This is a genomic window from Lentilactobacillus curieae (assembly GCF_000785105.2).
GTDB lineage: Bacteria > Bacillota > Bacilli > Lactobacillales > Lactobacillaceae > Lentilactobacillus > Lentilactobacillus curieae.
The window spans coordinates 2000155-2017883 of the sequence record NZ_CP018906.1 but is presented as its reverse complement, the minus strand read 5'-3'; the positions used below and the strand labels follow the sequence as shown (position 1 = coordinate 2017883).

Below are 17729 nucleotides of genomic sequence, written 5' to 3'. Positions count from 1 at the left end.
GAAACAAAAGTGGAAAACGAAAAGAGAAGGTTTAAGGCAACGATTGATGGCAAGCCTTACATCTTTATTGGTGATGGTTCATATGAACATATGCAGGCTACTGCTGACCTTTTAAATGAAGAACTATCCCAAATTGAACAACAACTACCAGATACTAGTAAAGAAGATCGAGCATTGCTAGTTGCTTTCAATGCGCTTTCTAATCAACTTTCAATGAAAGAACAAGCTGCAAGACAAGCTGGCTCGGCAACTGAGCAGAGGCCAAAGCAATGATTCTAGATTTGATAATTCTGGCAATTTTAGTTTTAAGTTTCACTGCTGGATTTCGCCGGGGATTCGTTGCGGAATTCTTGAATTTTGTCGGCTTCATATTCGCTTTAGCACTTGCGTGGCGGTATACGACTCCACTGACGGACTGGGTAGTTCACCAATTTAATTTTGTGGAATACGAAAGAATTATTCATTGGGTCACATTTTTGATTCTGTACACTATCGTTTGGCGAGTTGTAATGCTTTTGAAACGGGTGATAAATCCAGCAACTCGCATTATTGGATTAAAACAAATCAACGCCATCTTTGGTGGGGCAATTAGATTCTTGATTGCTTACTTGTTTGTATTTGCAGGGTTAAATTTATTGATTGCAATAAGCAATCCTGTGAAAGAACAATACGAAGATGCGACCGTGGCCAAGTACATGGTCCGCGAGACTCCGCATCTGTTAGATAGAATTATTGATAATTCAAACTCAAAAGGGGTGAGATAATTGAACTCTAAAGTATTCACAACGCTTGAATACGGAAAAATAAAACAACAAATTGAGCAATTTTTAGTCACTGATGCCGGTCGAGAACAACTGGTTTCCTTAACCCCGAGCTCTGACTATCAACAAGTGAAAGAATGGTTAGATGAAACTGCTGATGGTGCAGACGTTGTTAGATTAAAGGGAGAAATCCCAATTCCTAATCTGACTGAAATTGCCCCATTTTTAAAACGACTAAACATTGAAAATTCTGCTCTTTCGGGAACAGAGTTAGCTCACATTAAAAAACTGCTGGTATCAATGAAAGTGGTGGTTAGTTTCTTTGATACTTTAGCGGCTGAAGATGTTAAATTAAGGTCAATTGATGAATTAGTTTCTCAATTGGATTTGATGCCTGAAATCACTGATGATTTAGTTAGATCGGTTGATGACGATGGTCGGATATTGGATGGGGCTTCAAGTGAATTGCGTTCTGTTCGTAGAGCAATCCAGAAAACTCAAACTGATATTCGTAGTAGAATGAACCGTTTCATAAAGGGAGCTGACGCAAAATATCTTAGCGAGCCCATAATCACGGTTAGAGATGATCGGTTTGTGATTCCAATCAAAGCAGAGTTTAAACAAAGATTTGGTGGCATTGTGCATGATCAAAGTGCCTCTGGGCAAACTCTGTACGTTGAACCAAGTAGTGTTGTTGAAAACAACAACGAACTACGAAGGCTTCAACTGTCTGAACGTGAGGAAGAACGGAGAATCCTAATTGCATTAACGGCGACATTACGACCATATTCTGATAGTTTGAAAAACAACATGAGCCTAATGGGTCACCTTGATTTTATTAATGCTAAGGCGAAGTACGCTGACTCGGTAAAAGCTACCTTACCATTGATTTCTACTGATAATTACGTTAATTTGCGTAAGGCACGCCAGCCATTAATTGATATCGATAAAGTTGTTCCCAATGACATTGAGATCGGGGAAAAATATCGTTCAATTATTGTTACCGGACCCAACACAGGTGGTAAAACAATTACCATTAAAACAGTTGGTCTCTTGCAACTAATGGGGCAATCAGGATTATTTATCACTGCTAACGAAGAAAGCCACATTGGTATTTTTGATGATGTTTTTGCCGATATCGGTGATGATCAATCAATTGAAGCCAATCTAAGTACCTTCTCGTCACATTTGGATAATATTATATCGATTCTTAATCAGTTAACTGATAAGTCATTGGTACTATTAGATGAATTAGGAGCTGGTACAGATCCTAAGGAAGGTGCAGCTTTAGCAATGGCGGTTATTGATGCAATTGCGGCCAAATCGTCTGAATTAATTGCTACCACCCATTACCCTGAGCTGAAGGCATTTGCATACGATCGGGAAAATACGATCAACGCATCTATGGAATTCGATGTTGAAACTCTAAAGCCGACATACCGGTTGATGATTGGGGTTCCTGGCCAAAGTAATGCGTTAAATATTGCTGAAAAATTAGGCCTCGATGAGTCAATTATCGAAAAGGCAAGAGCATACACTGATGATTCTAATCAGGATATCAACAATATGATTGCTGAATTAACTGAGCAGACTAGAAAAGCTCGGGTCGATGCTGAAGAATTAGAGATACAATTACAGGATGCCACTGAACTTCAGACAGAGCTAAAAGCTCAGTTTGATAAGTACCAGGGGAGTAAGCAGAAGTTATTTGAAAAGGCCCAATTTGAGGCTAACCAAGTAGTTTCTGATGCTAAGAAACGAGCTGATGAGATTATTGCTGACTTGCATAAAAAACAAGCTCAAGTTGGCAAGGCTACAGTTAAGGAAAATGAGCTAATTGAGGCGAAGGGTGCCTTGAACGCACTGGAAGTTGAACCTAACTTAAAGAAAAATAAGGTTCTTAAGCGCGAGAAGCGTAAACATGATTTTCACAAGGGCGATGAGGTCCTTGTTAAGTCATATGGACAACATGGAACATTAGTGGATAAGCAAAAAGACGGTTCTTGGGAAGTTCAGATGGGAATATTGAAGATGAAAATTGATCCCAATGACCTAGAAAAAGAAAAGTCAGTTCCTGAGGAAAAACAAAAATACCGTGCTCACGTTTCTCGAACCCGTTCAAGCGGGATTTCACCCACACTCGATTTGCGGGGCGAGCGTTATGAAGAAGCAATGAGTCGGTTGGATTCATATATTGATTCAGCCTTGCTGGCGGGTTATCCAACCGTTACTATCATCCACGGTAAGGGAACTGGAGCTCTTCGAAATGGTGTCAATGATTACCTTAAAAGCAATCCACGAGTGGGTAGCTATGGATATTCAGCCCCTAATGCCGGTGGGGACGGCTCCACCATTGTTAAGTTCAAGTAATTAATTGTGTGCAATTGATTGGCTTTTTGCTGGATTGTTGTTAAAATGGTTTAAGTAAAATAAGGAGGCAGCTTTTTATGGTAAATGAAACAACAGATAAAACTTTTGAAAGCGATACTTCTAAAGGAGTAACGTTAACAGACTTTTGGGCTACTTGGTGTGGACCATGTAGAATGCAATCTCCAGTAGTTGAAGAGTTAGCCAACGAAATGGATAACGTTACTTTCAATAAGATGGACGTTGATGCTAATCCAAATACACCCCAATCATTTGGAATCATGAGTATTCCAACTTTACTTATCAAAAAAGATGGTGAAGTAGTTGATACAGTAGTGGGTTATCATTCAAAGGAACAACTTAAGAAAGTTCTAGATCAATATACTGATTAAAAAAAGGTAAGCCGGTGGGCTTACCTTTTTTATTCATTAGTTTCCTCTGTAATTAGTTTAAAAATTTCGTCAGATTCCTGGCCGTCTAAGGGTGGTTCACTACTGGTTAGTACGTTGATGCTTACTAGCCCTTTTTTAGCGTTTATTTTAGAGATTTCGGCCTCTGACTGCCGGTTTAGAATGTATTCTACAAATTGTGCGAGTAATCCACACTCTAATTGGAAGTCAGGATCATCATTTTGCAGTAATCGACTTTCAATAATTTTTCCAGTTAATTCAAAATCTAACTGATTTTTTCCTTGTTTAACTAGAGTTAGGTCTCCCAAACCAAATTGTTTAAAGAACACAGACAGTGATTCATAGTTCGCTAGACGGTATTTGCGTCCTAGCCGCTTACCCGCCCAATATAAAATTTCATGATACTCATCGCCTAAAATTTCTACTAATAAGTCATCTCTCAGTAAAGTTTGACCTAAAAGGTTCTCCAAGTCTGGATCGTTGCGCAGTTGTTCATATGTTTTGCTATTCATTTTCTAATCTCCATTGATTCGAAATCTAATATTTTTATTATACAATATTTTGTAATAAACGAAGTCATTAGTTGAATGTACTTAATAAATGTTTGATAATTAAGTCTAGTCTATGTAAAGAAGTGATACGATGGATAACAGAAAAATCGGGGTTATGGATTCAGGAATTGGTGGTTTAACGGTGTATAACCAACTTCAGAAAATCCTCCCAAACGAGCAATTTATTTATGTTGGTGACCAAAAAAATTTACCATACGGTGAAAAAACGGCTGAAGAAGTTTATCAGCTGACAAAAAGAATTGCTAACTACTTCTTGAAGCAAGATGTAAAAGCAATGGTAATCGCTTGTAACACGGCAACAGCAGCTGCGTATGAGCGAATTAAACAGGAACTTCCAATTCCAGTAATTGGTGTAATTAAACCTGGTGCGGAAACCGCAGTTTCAGTTTCCAAAACAGGATCTATCGGTGTAATTGCGACTAATGGGACTGTTAAATCAGGTGATTACGAACGAATTATCAAAGCGGCGGGTAACTTTGAAGTAGTATCCCAGGGATGCCCTGATTTTGTTCAGTTGGTAGAAGATGGCGAAGCTGGCAGTGAACACTCGTATGAAGTTGTTGAATCTCAACTAGCAAACTTAAAGACGTCATCTATTGATACATTAATTTTGGGTTGTACTCACTTCCCAGTTATTCAAGCAGAGATTGGAACGGCAATGCCTCACGTAACATTAGTTGACCCGGGAGTTGCTACAGCAAGGCAGGTTAAGGAGCTACTGGAGCAAAATGATGCATTAGCTGAATCAGATCGCGATGGTTCGGATGTTTTTTATACGACAGGAAACCCTGAAGAGTTCGTAAAAGTTGCGGATAATTTCTTGAAATCTAGCATTGCGGCGAATAATCTAAACTTGTAATACTTATTAGAGGAGAGTTCAATGGAAAAACCAGAAGAAATTGTAATTGCCTCACAAAATCAAAATAAAATTAATGAAATTGAGGAAGCCTTAGCAAAATTTTCGGTCAAGGTAACCTCTTTGAATGATTACTCCGAAGTTGGGGAAATCGATGAGAATGGTAGCAGTTTTGAAGAAAATGCCGAAATCAAGGCCAGGGCAGTTATGAATTTAGTTAATAAGCCCGTAATTGCCGATGATTCTGGTTTAGTTGTTCCTGCACTTAATGGTGCTCCAGGTATTCATTCGGCTAGATATGCAGGTGATCATGATGATGATGCTAACAATCGTAAGCTAATTAAAGAGCTTGCTGGAAAAAATCGGGAAGCTTATTTTGAATCAGTTCTAGTATTCTTAACCCCAGCGGGCGATAAAGTTGTCGCTGAAGGTAAGGTTGATGGAGAAATTTTAACTGAGTCTCGCGGTGACAATGGTTTTGGGTATGATCCATTCTTTTTGATTCCAGGCAGTCAAAAAACAATGGCAGAAATGTCCATTCACGAAAAAAATGCCGTAAGCCATAGAGGTCGGGCGATTAAGCAATTGGTCGCTAAACTATCTGAGGCGTGGTCATGAGTAAATTATTAGTTGTAAGTGATAACCACGGAGACCAGCAAATCTTAACGAAAATTCTGCACCAATTTGGTGATCAAGTTGACTATCGTTTTCACAATGGAGATTCTGAATTGTCCATTGACTCACCACTGGTTCAACAGTTTAATATCGTTAAGGGAAATATGGATTTTGAAGATTTTCCATTAGAAAATGTAGTTAATATCGGTGATGATGTTGTCTACCAAACCCATGGACATTTAAAGAATGTTAATCAAAGTCCACTAAATTTAGAGCTTACAGCTCGGTCCGTATCTGCTAACATCGCTTTGTTCGGTCATACTCATCAACTAATGTGTACGATGGATGGTTCTTTGCTTTTAGTCAATCCTGGAAGTATTTCTCAACCTAGAGGTGAGTTCCAGATGATTGGTGGCACATTTTGTATCGTGGACGTTTCGACCCAAAAATTCATCGTGGATTATTATGATCGAGATCTTAATCTGGTTCCTTCATTACATTTTCAATTTGATCGTTGATAAAGGAGATTTAATTAATGCTTGATAAACCCATTGAAAACGTCTTAAAGAAGAGTGAGCGACAGCCAATGATTGCGGCTGACTTAGTTGCAACTGTTAACGAAGATAACAATTTAGCTCACGTTTTTTTAGTTCTAACAAAGGTTAAGTATGCAAAAATCCCGGTATTGGATAATCAAAATCATTTTAAGGGACTGATTTCACTTCAAATGATAACTGAGCATATGCTTACAAACGAAGGCATCTCAACGGTACCTTTGGCAAACCTTCAGGTAAGGGATGTTATGCAGACTGACGTCCCAATCATAACTGACCCTGAAGATTTGGAAGTGATTATGCGCTACTTAGAGGATGAAAATTTCTTACCGGTTGTTAACGAGGATGAAGAATTTGTTGGAATCTGTACTAGAAGAGAAGTAATGAAGCAGATAAACTTCTTGACCCATAACTTTACTGAAAACTACGTTGCTCTTCCGGCGTATAAATACAATCATGATTAAAAGAAGCTAGCATTTTCTGTTGAAAATGCTAGCTCCTTTTTTGACTTACTTATATGTCACGGGACTATTATCTAATTTAATTCCATTCTGAGTTAATGCTTGGAGATATAGTGCTAAGAAGTCGTGTTGAATGTGGTATTGGGCACCGTTCTTAGTGGTCATATTAACTTGAATGGCAAGTTTATTATCAGTCAAAGCAACCGTACCGAGAACATTGGGAGCACCAACGATATCAGTGTAATTTGAAACATTAGCATCATTTACTTGGTCAATTATTTCTAATGCCTTGTTGATATCTGTTTCCGGAGTAATGTGAACTTGAATGATTGCGACCATATTATTTCGTGAAAGGTTGGCAATCGTTTGGATACTTCTGTTTGGAATAAAGTTTAGGGTCCCGTCATCAGATATCACTTGGGTAGTTCTCAGGCCGACAGCACTCACGGTTCCTTTAATATTATTAATGTTTACATATTCGCCAACTTCAATTTGTTTCTCTAATAAAATAAAGAATCCACTGACGATATCAGTCACAAATCCTTGAGCACCAAGCCCAATTGCTAGAGAAAAAATTCCAGCACTGGCAACTAGGGTGCCAACCGGAATCCCAATGATCGACAATATCCAGTAAATCCACAGAAACCAGATAACATAAGAGAAAATGTTGAGGGATAAAGTTTGAAAAGTCCTGATTCGTTTTTCAGTGACTGTTTTTGAGTATTTCTTTCGATACTGTTTAAACAGGTGATGAATCAATGCTTTTCCAATTTTATTTACCAACACTAACAAAATGGAAACGATAATAATCAGTAACGAATTTTTGATCAATGAGTTTAAAATTTCATCCCAATTTAAGTATTTAAAGACATTTTTTACGTGAACTTGCGTGACTAATTGATTTGGAGCTTTCATTATTTTTCCTCAATTCATGTTATTTAACACTATCGTAACAAACGCCTGACTTATTGCAAAGCTGAATTAGGACAATTTCATTGTTATTTTAGCGGCCTAATGCTATTCTAAAAGTAAATTGTTGCACAAGGAGGAAGAATTATGACAGCAGGTCAAATTGCGGGGCTAATTGCCGCATGTGCATTTTTACTATTAGTTATCTTTATCGGACTGTTCTTATTGAAAATTTCCAGGACGATTTCAGAAATCAACTTGACCATTCGCTCAGTTACTAGCAATGTTGATGTTATTGCAAAGCAAACTGACAAAATAATGGCAACTTCAAATAGTTTGGTTAATGATATTGATCATAAGTTGAACATTACCACTCCTGTATTTCAAGCAGCAGCTGATTTAGGGGAAAGTGTTTCTGAGCTTAATGAAGCAACTAAGAACTTAACAAAGCGGGTTAAAGATTCAGGTAAGTCAGGTAGTAAAGCTGGAGTTGCTGGGGCAGTCTCAAAAGCAGCCTGGAGTTCATTTAGAAATCACAGAAAAAATAAGAAAACAGAGTAGGAGTTGATATTAATGGGCAAGAAACTTGCAGGGGGATTATTTGCCGGTTTGTTAGGAGCCGGGATTTATGCAGCTTACCAAAAACTTGATGAAAACAAACGAAACCAGCTCAAACAAGAGTTGAGGGATCGTGCAGATGATTTGAAGGAACGTGCTGTTGACTACGCCTTCTACGCAGAGGATGCTATCAATGATGCTAAGGAAGTAATTTCTGATCAAATGAAACAAACTTCTGATAAAGCTAAATCAACTGTTGATTCATTTAAGAATAGTAAGGCAAAAAATAGTAGTGGGGATGCTACACAGAAGGATGATGTAGACATTGTCGTGACTCCAGATGAAGCCTTTGGTGGCGAAACTGCTTCAGCTGCACCAACATTACTTATCCATCCAGATGGAACTAGCGAAGAGTTTAAATAAGCTAAAACATACTTAATAAAAAAAGAGTTAGAAACCAATTGGTTTCTAACTCTTTTTATTTATTGATTAATCAACGTATTGTAGATCTTTAGTTGTGTGGGTAAATGGTTCACAACCGTCATCGGTAATGTGAACACAATCTTCGATACGAACACCAGCAACGTTTGGAATATAAATTCCAGGTTCAATTGAGAAGCACATTCCAGGTTCGAGAACCATATCATTTCCTTCCATGATTGATGGAAATTCGTGTTCACTCATTCCCATTCCATGGCCAAGACGGTGGATGAAGTACTCTCCATAGCCGGCTTTATCAATCACATCTCTAGCAATTTTATCAAGTTCGGCTGCTGTAATTCCGGGTTTAGCAGCTTCTTGAGCAGTGAGTTGAGCTTCTAAACAGACTTTATAAATATCCATTGATTTGTCGTCTGGTTTACCAACTGCCACTGTTCTTGAAGCGTCACTAATGTAACCTTCCCAGACAGTTCCTAAATCAAACAGTACGAGTTGATTGTCTTGGATTAGATTTCCAGCAGTAGCTCCGTGTGGTTCGGCAGCGTGGGGACCAGCTTGAATTAGGGTATCAAAACTCATCTCCATGATTCCTTTTTTCTTTAAAGCATATTCTAGTTCAGCAGCAACTGCTGATTCTGGAACACCTTTTTTAACTGCTTCAAAGCCAACTTTAAATGCAAAGTCAGCCCATTTACCAGCAATGTTTAGTTTTTCAATCTCATCAGCAGACTTGATCAGCCTCATTTGTTCAATGAAAGGGGTGAGATTAGTTTCAAAATCTGCGTTTGGTAGGACTTGTTTTAGATTTTCGAATCGATCGACTGTCAAGGCAGTTTTTTCGATTGCGTAGCGGTTGCCACTTGGTTTTCTACTATTAATCTGGTCAGCAATCATTTTCCATGGATTTTCATGGTCTAAGTAACCATACACATGGCCTGAAAAGCCTGTATCCTTAATTGCTTCAGATTCTAGTGCAGGGCCAAAGATAAATGGTTCACTATCTTTGAACACGACCATCATCAAAACGCGTTCAACGGGATCACTGTAAAAACCGGTTAAATACTGAATGGTTTTAGGGTCAGTAATCAGTGCAACATCATTTTGGTTGTCAGAAAGCCATTTTTGAATTTTTTCTACTTTATTCAATCAAAGCACCTCTTTATATATAGTAATTTCAGTATATCATACATAAATTAGCTAATAATTAGCGTTTTTCTTGAAAAGTGAATAGCGATAGTTTATCATTTGATATGAAAACGTTTTCAAATTGCGATGATGCGTTTTTTTTGTTATATTGGAGTATGTTTTGAAAACTGATGAAAACATATTGTGTCTTCAAAGAAAGGGCTATCACTTATGGATAAACAAACTGTGACGATTTATGATGTTGCTCGTGAAGCCAATGTGTCAATGGCGACGGTTTCTCGTGTTGTTAATGGGAACAATAACGTAAAGCCAGCTACTCGAAAAAAAGTTTTGGATGTAATTGATAAACTTGATTACCGTCCTAACGCCGTTGCACGTGGACTTGCAAGCAAGAAAACTACTACTGTTGGTGTAATTGTACCTGATGTTACCAACCTTTATTTCTCAGCATTAGCTCGAGGAATTGATGATGTTGCTAGTATGTACAAATACAACATTATTTTAACCAATTCAGATTCAAACGGTGAAAAAGAAATTACCGTACTGAACACATTATTGTCGAAACAAGTTGATGGAATTATTTTTATGGGTAATAACATTACTGATGATTTGCGTGAAGAGTTCAGAAGAACCAAGACGCCAATTGTGTTAGCTGGTTCAATTGATGATGAGCAAGTTAAACCTAGTGTCAACATCGACTATGCAGCCGCAGTTCAGGAAGAAGTTAAGAATCTGATCGACCGTGGTAATAAGCGAGTTGCCTTCGTTTGTGGTCCGCTTGACCAACCAATTAACAGTAAGTACCGCTTAAAGGGATACAAACAAGCGCTTAAGAATGCCGGAATCTCATTTGATGATAAATTGGTATTTGAAACTGATAATTCCTATAAAACTGGAACCCTTTTGCAACCAGCATTAGTTTCTGCTAAGGCGACTGCAGCAATGGTTACAGATGATGAGTTGGCCGCTGGAATTGTTAACGGTATGACTGATGCAGGTGTAAGTGTACCAGCTGATTTTGAGGTTATTACTAGTAATGATACAAAATTAACTGAGATGATTAGGCCAAAGATGTCATCAATCACCCAGCCACTTTATGATATTGGTGCCGTGGCAATGCGTTTGCTTACAAAACTTATGAATAGTGAGCCAATTGATGAAAAGAACGTTCTCTTGCCTTATGGTTTGATGAAGCGTGAATCAACAAAATAATGTGATGCTGTTTCATACAGATAGTTTATTTGAAAATATTACTGAAATGCCAGCCCTTATTATATAAGGCTAGCTTTATGATCCATAACTAAAGCCCTTGCAATGTGCCCAAGCATTCATGAATTTGCTGACCTTGAAACAGTGCCTTTAGTTTGATAGAATAAACGAGTATGTAAACGATAACCAAATTAATAAGGAAAAGAGTTGTATTTGATATGTCAGGACATTCAAAATGGCATAACATCCAAGGCCGTAAAAACGCTCAAGATGCTAAACGTGGAAAAATTTTCCAAAAAATATCACGTGACTTGTACCAAGCCGCTAAAGCAGGTGATCCTGATCCAGACAATAACCCACAACTTCGTTTGGTAATGGATAAGGCCCGCGCAGCTAACATGCCTAAAGATAACGTTCAACGTGCTATCGATAAGGCCTCAGGTGTTGGTGGAGCTAAGTTCGAAGAAATCACTTATGAAGGATACGGCCCTGGTGGTACTGCTATCATGGTTTCCGCATTAACTGATAACAAGAACAGAACTGCAGCAGCAGTTCGTTCTGCTTTCACCCACCACGGTGGTTCTCTTGGAGCTAGTGGTTCAGTGTCTTATATGTTTGATCGTAAAGGTATTATTGAAATCCTTCGTGATGGTTTAGACACAGATGAAGATACTATGTTAATGGATGCCTTAGATGCCGGAGCTGATGACATGAAGACTAGTGACGAAATGTTCCAAATCTTCACAGATTCACAATCTTTGGCGAGTGCACGTGATGCACTTCAAGAAAAGGGCTATTCACTTGATACTGCAGAAGTTCGTTTGTTCCCTGAAACGACTACTGAAGTTCCAGCAGAAAAGATTTCTCAATACACTGGCTTAATTGATGAACTTGAAGATAATGATGATGTTCAAGACGTCTACGAAGCAGCTGTTTTGCCTGAATCAGAAGAATAAAATAAATATTTAAAGCCAACCTTGAAAAAGGTTGGCTTTTTTTGCGTATTTAGTTTTTACGAGGTGAAAAAAATGGATGCAAAGGTGTTCTTTAACCAAATGATAACTAAAGCAATTGAATCCAAGACTTCTGATATCTACTTTATGTGGCGAGAAGATAGTTACCAAGTGTTATTTAGAGGTACGAAAGGCTTAGACGGCTACTTAACCCTAAATATGCAGAATGCAAATCAAGTAATTAACTATTGTAAGTACGCGGCCGAAATGTCAATTAGTGAGCGAAGGCGCCCTCAAGCTGGCCGGTTGTCATGGCATGAGGAAAACAAAAAGTTATCACTTAGAATTTCAACTGTTGGGGATGTTCACAGCCACGAATCTTTGGTGATTAGACTTATTTATGACTGGCAAACAACTCCTGCAAAGTTTGTCAATACCGAGGAATACGAAAAAGTAAGCCGGTTATGCCAAATGCGTGGATTGATAGTTTTTCCGGGACCAACTGGTTCGGGGAAGACAACAACTATTTACCAATTGGCATCTAGTTTCTCTAAACAGCAAATTGTTATGGCAATTGAAGATCCTGTAGAGGTCTACCAAAATGATTTTTTGCAGTTGCAGGTCAATAATGATGCAGGACTCTCTTATATGGAATTGATAAAGGTCGGATTACGCCACCGACCAGATGTGTTCATAATTGGCGAAATTCGTGATTTTGAGACTGCGAACGCAGCCGTTCAGGCCGCTTTATCAGGACACCTGGTATTGACAACGGTTCATGCTCAAAGCCCAACGGGGGTGATTCAACGGTTACTAAACCTTGGTATTGAATCAGGATATTTAGAACAGGCACTGACAGGAATTGTGTACCAAAGATTGTTGAATACAAACTCGGGTAGTCAAAAAGGAATTATTGTCGGTCATTCATATGAAGAACTGAATCACGAAAATTATGACTGGTCGACTTGGCAACAGTATTTACAGAAGGGGGTTGCAGAGGATGAAGTATCCATTGCTGAAGCTGAAGAGCATTGGTACGGATAAGTGGTCCGCAGCTGATAAAACGGTCTTTTTTAAAACGATAGGGGATTTAATCAGTACCGGTTTTTCGTTAAATCACGCACTATCATACATTTGCGAGACTGAACCTAAACTCACAAATTCAGTGACAAAAATAAATCAAAAAATGGAAACTGGGGCAGGATTTTCTGTCAGTATTAGGGAGTTTATTGATTCTGAAACTTATCACCAGATTTTGGTTGCAGAAAAACATGGTCAACTTGGACGCACGTTAAGTGAGTTAGGAGCTTTTTTTGACATCAGACAAACTCAAATGAAAAAAATCCAGGGACTTTTAACTTATCCCGTTTTTTTGATGGCGATGATTGTGATATTAGTGGTTACCATTAAGTTGTATATATTACCTAACATCTCTGGAATCTACGTTGCAAATAATCACCATAATCAAACACCGTATTTGTTGTTTTTAGGTGTTTTCTTGATTGGTGTGGTTGGTTATTTTGGTTGGTTTTATTGGACAGGTTTGTCAGTGATTAACCGCTTTTCAGCATTAAGTAAACTTCCGGTTATTGGGAAAGTCGTTCGAAGCTATCTATCTTATTACTTAGCCAGCAACCTAGCGGTATTGTTGAGAAACGGATTGCCAATCAAAGAAATCATTGAATTGTTGAAAACGTTTGATCATCACTCGTTGTTGTACAACTTGGGAGGCTCATTAAACCGTGAATTAAAATCTGGAACCGATATTGTAATTGTGGCAAAAAACTATGATTTCGTACCTAAAGAGATGATTAAATTCTTGAACAGTGGTGGCACTACAGATGAAATCGCACAATCACTTTTGGCGTATTCACAAAAAATGTTTCAGACGTTTTCTAATCGAATTGATAGGCTAATTGGCTGTATTCAGCCAATTTTATTCTGTGTGATTGGATTAGCAATTGTGGCAGCTTACTTTCAAATCTTGATGCCAATTTACGGATCATTAAAGGAGATATATTGATATGAATAAGTCCAAAATTAAAAAGAAACTAATGGTTGAGAGGCGGGGATTTACGCTGATTGAAATGACAATTGTTCTGTTTATCATTTCATTACTGATTCTGATAATTATTCCTAATCTTTCAAATCAACGTAAGCATGCTCAGGGAATCCATTCAAATGCAATGGTTTCAGTAGTTCAATCACAAGTTGATGCTTATTACAGCGAATTTCCTAAAGCAAAGCACGTAACTTTGGCAGAGCTACACAACAAAGGTTATTTAACCAATAAGCAGTTAAAAGAAGCAAACGATGATGGAATTAAAATTAAAGATTCTCAAGCAGTCAAGTAAGTCTGGGTTTACAGTTGTTGAAAGCATTATTGGGTTATTAATTGCGGCGATGATTTTAGGACTAACCGTTACCATGATAAGCGGAATCAGGCAAAATAGAATTCAAGAAAAAGCTTTTTTTGACGAATATGAACGCTGCTTTAGAAAGGCTCAGAATAGCTCGTTATTAATGCACAGAAAGACGCAGATTACAGTTGAAGATGGGCATTTAAAGTTCATTGACTATGGTGACGAAGCTCGTAACTTTACGCTTAATGTTCCAGAAACAATTCACCTAGCTAATTCAAAAACAATATATATTACTGATGCCGGATTCGTTAGTCCACAAACAATTCAATGGTTGAATCAGGACGGCAACGTTAAGTATAAACAAAAAATCCAGTTAGGTTGGGGAGGGTTTGTTGTTGAAAAAGAAGAATAGACAAGGGTTCACGCTGATTGATTCTTTGATCGGCATCACCATAATTACAATGTTCAGTATTTTATACTTTGGACTTCAACATCAATTACATGAACAGGACAAGTATGACCACATTCGACTGCAACAGGCTAGGTATCAGTATGAAAATCAAACAAGTTATTCGAAACAGTCAAAAAAATAGTGGCTTTGTACTTATTGAATCAATTGTTAGCATGGTCATAATACTAATGGCTTTTGATTTAATGGTGCTTAGCCTTGATGCGGTTAGGCGACCTGAAAATTATCAGCAAGTTACCTTTTATCGATGTGTTAGCTTGATTGAAGGAGAGAAGTTTTCGTTTAAAGTGGATGGAATTAGTAATGATGAACTTAAAATGTCCAGTCCTAAAACCCATAAGAAATATCGATTAATGAAATACAAAGATAATGTGATTTTAACTGGTTATGAGAATGGCTATGTCCCGCTAATTGAAAGGGTGTCTGCCATTAGATTCTGGCGAAAATATAAGCAAATTAATTTTGAGGTGAGGTATCAGAATGGGGAAACATATCATGCAAAAATTATCAGCGGTTCGGGATAACCACGGATATTTGACAGTGGTAGCCATTTTGTTTGCGACATTGATTACTTTTTGTCTGATTATCAAAAGTAATTCATTTTATCAACAACACGGTAATGTTAATCAGTTAATAAGAACTTATAAGTCCCATAAATAGTTTGTGAATTACTATCATTCTTGAATTTGGTACCCCTTTTCTGGTAGTATTTAACAGTACTAACACATGTGAAAAGGAGCTGAGCAAGCTGAGTAATACACAGATTGAACAGATCTTCAATGTATTCAATACTGCTACAGAAGTTGTTAAACAAGCTCGAGATTCTTCCTGGATTGACGCTTTAATTGAGGTTTTAAATGACATCTTGGAAGGCACTCCAGAGGGTGGCGGTTTAACTGATTCCGATGCCGACAAAATTCAAACGGCAATCAGTACTTTTGATGAGATTGAGTACGAGCCGGAGACGCTACGCAAGGCACTGCAGATGATGGTCCTAAAAGCTTCCAAAGAGGACCAGTTGCCAGCAAACTATCAGTTAACACCTGACACAATTGGTGATGTGGTTAGCTACATTGCTTCTGGATTGTTTGAAAAACAAAAAAATGTCAGCATCCTCGATCCCGCGATGGGAACAGGAAACCTGCTAACTACGGTGACCAACAGTCTTTCAGATAATATTGGTGCCCAGGTTCATCCATATGGGCTTGAGAATGATGATGCGATGTTTGAGATTGCCGCAGCATCGTTTGAACTTCAACAGATTCAAGCCGAGTTATATCATGAAGACGCAATTGTTGACGTCATGGTGCCTAAGGTTGATTTAGTGATTTCTGATTTGCCAATTGGATATTATCCAGTTGATGATAACGTCAAGAATTTTAAAACCAGAGCTCAAAAAGGTCATTCTTACGTGCATCACTTGTTTTTAGAAATGGCAGCTAATCACTTAAATGATGGCGGATTTGGAATTTTTCTGGTTCCATCTGCAATTTTTAAGTCCGAAGAAGCTAAATCTTTGCTAAAATGGATGCAGGGCAAAGTGTATTTGCAAGGATTGTTAAACTTACCAAAAGACTTATTTGCTAACGAAGCTGCTCAAAAGTCAGTTTTAATTTTGCAAAAAGTTGGTGGCAGTGCCAAGCAAGCTGAGCCAGTCATGTTGGGTGAATTTCCGTCGTTCAAAGATGCTAAGGGAGTACAAGGGTTCCTTACAGAAATTGACGACTGGCGGAAAAACTACCTGGATAAATAAAATTGAGGAGTAATACTGTTATGGGAAAATCGATTGCAATTAATGCAGGAAGTTCTACATTAAAGTTCAAACTTTTTGAAATGCCAAGTGAAAAACTTCTTTCAATGGGTGCCATTGAAAGAATTGGCCTTGGTAGCTCAGATGTTGAAATCAAGTACGGCGATGGCGAAAAATACAAGGATAATCTAGACATTAAGGATCATGATGAAGCAATTAAATTATTGCTTGATAAGTTGATCAGTCTAAAGATTATTAATGATTTTCATGAAATCACTGGGGTTGGTCACCGGGTTGTTGCTGGTGGCGAATTCTTTACAGATTCAGTTGTAGTTGATGACGAAAATCTTAAGAAAATCGAATCACTAAAGGAATTTGCTCCCCTTCATGAACCTGCAAACGTTCTTGGAATTAAGGCATTCAAAAAAATTCTTCCCGATGCTATAAGTATTGCAGTCTTTGATACTTCATTCCATACATCATTACCAGAAGTAAACTACATGTACAGTTTGCCATATGAATACTATGAAAAGTACAAAGCTAGAAAATATGGTGCCCATGGTACCAGTTACCGTTACGTATCTCAACGGGCAGCAGATATGCTTGGCAAACCATTAGAAGACCTTAAATTGGTTATCTTGCACCTTGGTGCCGGTGCTTCAATCGACGCTGTTAAAGATGGTAAATCATTTGATACCTCAATGGGCTTCTCGCCAGTTGCTGGTATTACCATGGCAACTCGTTCAGGTGATGTTGATCCTTCAGTTCTCCAATACGTAATGGAAAAAGATGGTATCGACAACATGGACGATATGATTGATATCTTAAATCATAAATCAGGATTGATCGGTATTTCTGGAGTTTCTGCAGATATGCGTGAAGTCGAAGAAGCTCAGACAGAAAATCACCGTGCTCACTTAGCTCGTGATATCTTCATGAACCGTGTAGTTCGTTACATTGGTAGTTACGTTGCTGAAATGGGTGGAATTGATGCATTAGTATTCACCGCTGGTATTGGTGAAAACAGTATTACATTAAGACAAGAAGTAACTGATAAGCTTTCATACTTCGGAATTAAAGTTGATCCAGAAAAGAACGATATTCGTGGAGTTGAACGTGACTTGAGTGCAGAAGGATCAACGGTTAAAACATTGTTGATACCAACTGATGAAGAGTTAATGATTGTGCGCGATATCGAAAGACTTCGTAAATAATTTATAAAAGATTAAAAAACCGTGAGAAGTTCTCGCGGTTTTTTTGTTATCCTGTAAAAATAAATGATACAATGTTATGGATAACTTTTTAAAATAGTTTATAAAATTTCGGAGGTGGATT

The 17729-nt window shown here is 38.0% G+C and carries 23 protein-coding genes; 20 read left to right on the top strand and 3 right to left on the bottom strand.

The features are described 5' to 3' along the window. The first annotated feature begins 9 nt into the window (after nt 1-9). The 4 genes from PL11_RS09820 to trxA all read left to right on the top strand — a co-directional run bounded on the left by PL11_RS09820 (nt 10) and on the right by trxA (nt 3520). Nucleotides 10-273 carry a cell division protein ZapA gene (locus PL11_RS09820; RefSeq protein WP_035166965.1) on the top strand — a complete coding sequence of 88 codons (264 nt, stop codon included), beginning with the start codon at nt 10-12 and terminating at the stop codon, nt 271-273. Beyond that, a complete protein-coding gene (locus tag PL11_RS09815; protein ID WP_035166966.1) occupies nt 270-764 on the top strand; it encodes a CvpA family protein in 495 nt (164 codons plus the stop codon). The genes PL11_RS09820 and PL11_RS09815 overlap by 4 nt, the downstream gene beginning before the upstream one ends. Further along, on the top strand, nt 765-3131 hold the full coding sequence (locus PL11_RS09810; protein WP_035166967.1) for an endonuclease MutS2: 2367 nt from the start codon (nt 765-767) through the stop codon (nt 3129-3131). Nucleotides 3132-3208: 77 nt separating this feature from the next. Continuing rightward, the gene (gene trxA / locus PL11_RS09805) at nt 3209-3520 is read left to right on the top strand and encodes a thioredoxin (RefSeq protein WP_035166968.1); all 312 of its coding nucleotides are present in this window, start codon (nt 3209-3211) and stop codon (nt 3518-3520) included. Nucleotides 3521-3549: 29 nt separating this feature from the next. Here the strand turns inward: trxA and PL11_RS09800 are convergent, their stop codons facing one another. Beyond that, on the bottom strand, nt 3550-4050 hold the full coding sequence (locus PL11_RS09800) for a DUF2507 domain-containing protein (protein ID WP_035166970.1): 501 nt from the start codon (nt 4048-4050) through the stop codon (nt 3550-3552). Nucleotides 4051-4180: 130 nt separating this feature from the next. On the opposite strand from PL11_RS09800, the gene murI reads away from it, so the two are divergent. The 4 genes from murI to cbpB are packed head-to-tail and all read left to right on the top strand — an operon-like array spanning nt 4181 to nt 6599. After that, the gene (murI, locus tag PL11_RS09795) at nt 4181-4969 is read left to right on the top strand and encodes a glutamate racemase (RefSeq protein ID WP_035166971.1); all 789 of its coding nucleotides are present in this window, start codon (nt 4181-4183) and stop codon (nt 4967-4969) included. 21 nt (nt 4970-4990) lie between these two features. After that, on the top strand, nt 4991-5584 hold the full coding sequence (locus tag PL11_RS09790) for an XTP/dITP diphosphatase (RefSeq protein ID WP_035166973.1): 594 nt from the start codon (nt 4991-4993) through the stop codon (nt 5582-5584). Continuing rightward, complete coding sequence (locus PL11_RS09785; protein ID WP_035166974.1) at nt 5581-6099, top strand: YfcE family phosphodiesterase; 519 nt, start codon at nt 5581-5583, stop codon at nt 6097-6099. Before PL11_RS09790 ends, PL11_RS09785 begins: the two co-directional genes overlap by 4 nt. A gap of 17 nt (nt 6100-6116) precedes the next feature. After that, nucleotides 6117-6599, top strand: a complete 483-nt coding sequence (gene cbpB / locus PL11_RS09780; RefSeq protein ID WP_035166975.1) for a cyclic-di-AMP-binding protein CbpB — start codon at nt 6117-6119, stop codon at nt 6597-6599. A 45-nt stretch (nt 6600-6644) separates the two neighbouring features. Here the strand turns inward: cbpB and PL11_RS09775 are convergent, their stop codons facing one another. Then, nucleotides 6645-7511 carry a mechanosensitive ion channel family protein gene (locus PL11_RS09775; protein ID WP_035166976.1) on the bottom strand — a complete coding sequence of 289 codons (867 nt, stop codon included), beginning with the start codon at nt 7509-7511 and terminating at the stop codon, nt 6645-6647. 141 nt (nt 7512-7652) lie between these two features. Between PL11_RS09775 and PL11_RS09770 the strand changes: the two genes are divergently transcribed. Then, complete coding sequence (locus PL11_RS09770) at nt 7653-8066, top strand: DUF948 domain-containing protein (RefSeq protein ID WP_035166977.1); 414 nt, start codon at nt 7653-7655, stop codon at nt 8064-8066. A gap of 12 nt (nt 8067-8078) precedes the next feature. Continuing rightward, a complete protein-coding gene (locus PL11_RS10400) occupies nt 8079-8486 on the top strand; it encodes a YtxH domain-containing protein (protein WP_052127780.1) in 408 nt (135 codons plus the stop codon). A 66-nt stretch (nt 8487-8552) separates the two neighbouring features. Here PL11_RS10400 and PL11_RS09760 read toward each other — a convergent pair whose 3' ends face one another. After that, nucleotides 8553-9650: a M24 family metallopeptidase gene (locus PL11_RS09760; RefSeq protein ID WP_035166978.1), complete on the bottom strand. Its 1098-nt coding sequence runs from the start codon at nt 9648-9650 to the stop codon at nt 8553-8555. Between the two features lie 210 nt (nt 9651-9860). On the opposite strand from PL11_RS09760, the gene ccpA reads away from it, so the two are divergent. The 10 genes from ccpA (at nt 9861) to PL11_RS09715 (ending at nt 17608) form a co-directional block, all read left to right on the top strand. Next, nucleotides 9861-10862, top strand: a complete 1002-nt coding sequence (ccpA, locus tag PL11_RS09755; protein ID WP_035166979.1) for a catabolite control protein A — start codon at nt 9861-9863, stop codon at nt 10860-10862. Nucleotides 10863-11077: 215 nt separating this feature from the next. Next, nucleotides 11078-11815, top strand: a complete 738-nt coding sequence (locus tag PL11_RS09750; protein WP_035166980.1) for a YebC/PmpR family DNA-binding transcriptional regulator — start codon at nt 11078-11080, stop codon at nt 11813-11815. A gap of 99 nt (nt 11816-11914) precedes the next feature. Further along, nucleotides 11915-12856: a competence type IV pilus ATPase ComGA gene (comGA, locus tag PL11_RS09745; protein WP_237047494.1), complete on the top strand. Its 942-nt coding sequence runs from the start codon at nt 11915-11917 to the stop codon at nt 12854-12856. After that, nucleotides 12813-13835: a type II secretion system F family protein gene (locus tag PL11_RS09740; RefSeq protein ID WP_035166982.1), complete on the top strand. Its 1023-nt coding sequence runs from the start codon at nt 12813-12815 to the stop codon at nt 13833-13835. Before comGA ends, PL11_RS09740 begins: the two co-directional genes overlap by 44 nt. 1 nt (nt 13836) lies before the next feature. Next, nucleotides 13837-14166, top strand: coding sequence for a competence type IV pilus major pilin ComGC (comGC, locus tag PL11_RS09735; protein WP_035166983.1), 330 nt, complete (start codon nt 13837-13839; stop codon nt 14164-14166). After that, a complete protein-coding gene (locus tag PL11_RS09730; protein WP_152639015.1) occupies nt 14126-14587 on the top strand; it encodes a type II secretion system protein in 462 nt (153 codons plus the stop codon). The genes comGC and PL11_RS09730 overlap by 41 nt, the downstream gene beginning before the upstream one ends. Next, a complete protein-coding gene (locus PL11_RS10395; RefSeq protein ID WP_052127782.1) occupies nt 14571-14768 on the top strand; it encodes a hypothetical protein in 198 nt (65 codons plus the stop codon). The genes PL11_RS09730 and PL11_RS10395 overlap by 17 nt, the downstream gene beginning before the upstream one ends. Further along, nucleotides 14728-15168, top strand: coding sequence for a competence type IV pilus minor pilin ComGF (locus tag PL11_RS09725; protein ID WP_191982066.1), 441 nt, complete (start codon nt 14728-14730; stop codon nt 15166-15168). Before PL11_RS10395 ends, PL11_RS09725 begins: the two co-directional genes overlap by 41 nt. A 143-nt stretch (nt 15169-15311) precedes the next feature. Further along, nucleotides 15312-16397 carry a class I SAM-dependent methyltransferase gene (locus tag PL11_RS09720; protein ID WP_335621937.1) on the top strand — a complete coding sequence of 362 codons (1086 nt, stop codon included), beginning with the start codon at nt 15312-15314 and terminating at the stop codon, nt 16395-16397. Nucleotides 16398-16417: 20 nt separating this feature from the next. After that, complete coding sequence (locus tag PL11_RS09715) at nt 16418-17608, top strand: acetate/propionate family kinase (protein WP_035166989.1); 1191 nt, start codon at nt 16418-16420, stop codon at nt 17606-17608. Nucleotides 17609-17729 lie beyond the last annotated feature (121 nt).

What these genes read in the sequence shown, in the direction of transcription:
- PL11_RS09785 (WP_035166974.1), top strand. Translation starts at nt 5,581, where the DNA reads ATGAGTAAATTATTAGTTGTAAGTGATAACCACGGAGACCAGCAAATC.
- murI (WP_035166971.1), top strand. Translation starts at nt 4,181, where the DNA reads ATGGATAACAGAAAAATCGGGGTTATGGATTCAGGAATTGGTGGTTTA.
- PL11_RS09815 (WP_035166966.1), top strand. Translation starts at nt 270, where the DNA reads ATGATTCTAGATTTGATAATTCTGGCAATTTTAGTTTTAAGTTTCACT.
- PL11_RS09750 (WP_035166980.1), top strand. Translation starts at nt 11,078, where the DNA reads ATGTCAGGACATTCAAAATGGCATAACATCCAAGGCCGTAAAAACGCT.
- PL11_RS09790 (WP_035166973.1), top strand. Translation starts at nt 4,991, where the DNA reads ATGGAAAAACCAGAAGAAATTGTAATTGCCTCACAAAATCAAAATAAA.
- PL11_RS09800 (WP_035166970.1), bottom strand. Translation starts at nt 4,050, where the DNA reads ATGAATAGCAAAACATATGAACAACTGCGCAACGATCCAGACTTGGAG.
- PL11_RS09725 (WP_191982066.1), top strand. Translation starts at nt 14,728, where the DNA reads ATGAAAATCAAACAAGTTATTCGAAACAGTCAAAAAAATAGTGGCTTT.
- comGC (WP_035166983.1), top strand. Translation starts at nt 13,837, where the DNA reads ATGAATAAGTCCAAAATTAAAAAGAAACTAATGGTTGAGAGGCGGGGA.
- PL11_RS09730 (WP_152639015.1), top strand. Translation starts at nt 14,126, where the DNA reads ATGATGGAATTAAAATTAAAGATTCTCAAGCAGTCAAGTAAGTCTGGG.
- trxA (WP_035166968.1), top strand. Translation starts at nt 3,209, where the DNA reads ATGGTAAATGAAACAACAGATAAAACTTTTGAAAGCGATACTTCTAAA.
- ccpA (WP_035166979.1), top strand. Translation starts at nt 9,861, where the DNA reads ATGGATAAACAAACTGTGACGATTTATGATGTTGCTCGTGAAGCCAAT.
- PL11_RS09715 (WP_035166989.1), top strand. Translation starts at nt 16,418, where the DNA reads ATGGGAAAATCGATTGCAATTAATGCAGGAAGTTCTACATTAAAGTTC.
- PL11_RS10400 (WP_052127780.1), top strand. Translation starts at nt 8,079, where the DNA reads ATGGGCAAGAAACTTGCAGGGGGATTATTTGCCGGTTTGTTAGGAGCC.
- comGA (WP_237047494.1), top strand. Translation starts at nt 11,915, where the DNA reads ATGATAACTAAAGCAATTGAATCCAAGACTTCTGATATCTACTTTATG.
- PL11_RS09775 (WP_035166976.1), bottom strand. Translation starts at nt 7,511, where the DNA reads ATGAAAGCTCCAAATCAATTAGTCACGCAAGTTCACGTAAAAAATGTC.
- cbpB (WP_035166975.1), top strand. Translation starts at nt 6,117, where the DNA reads ATGCTTGATAAACCCATTGAAAACGTCTTAAAGAAGAGTGAGCGACAG.
- PL11_RS09740 (WP_035166982.1), top strand. Translation starts at nt 12,813, where the DNA reads ATGAAGTATCCATTGCTGAAGCTGAAGAGCATTGGTACGGATAAGTGG.
- PL11_RS09770 (WP_035166977.1), top strand. Translation starts at nt 7,653, where the DNA reads ATGACAGCAGGTCAAATTGCGGGGCTAATTGCCGCATGTGCATTTTTA.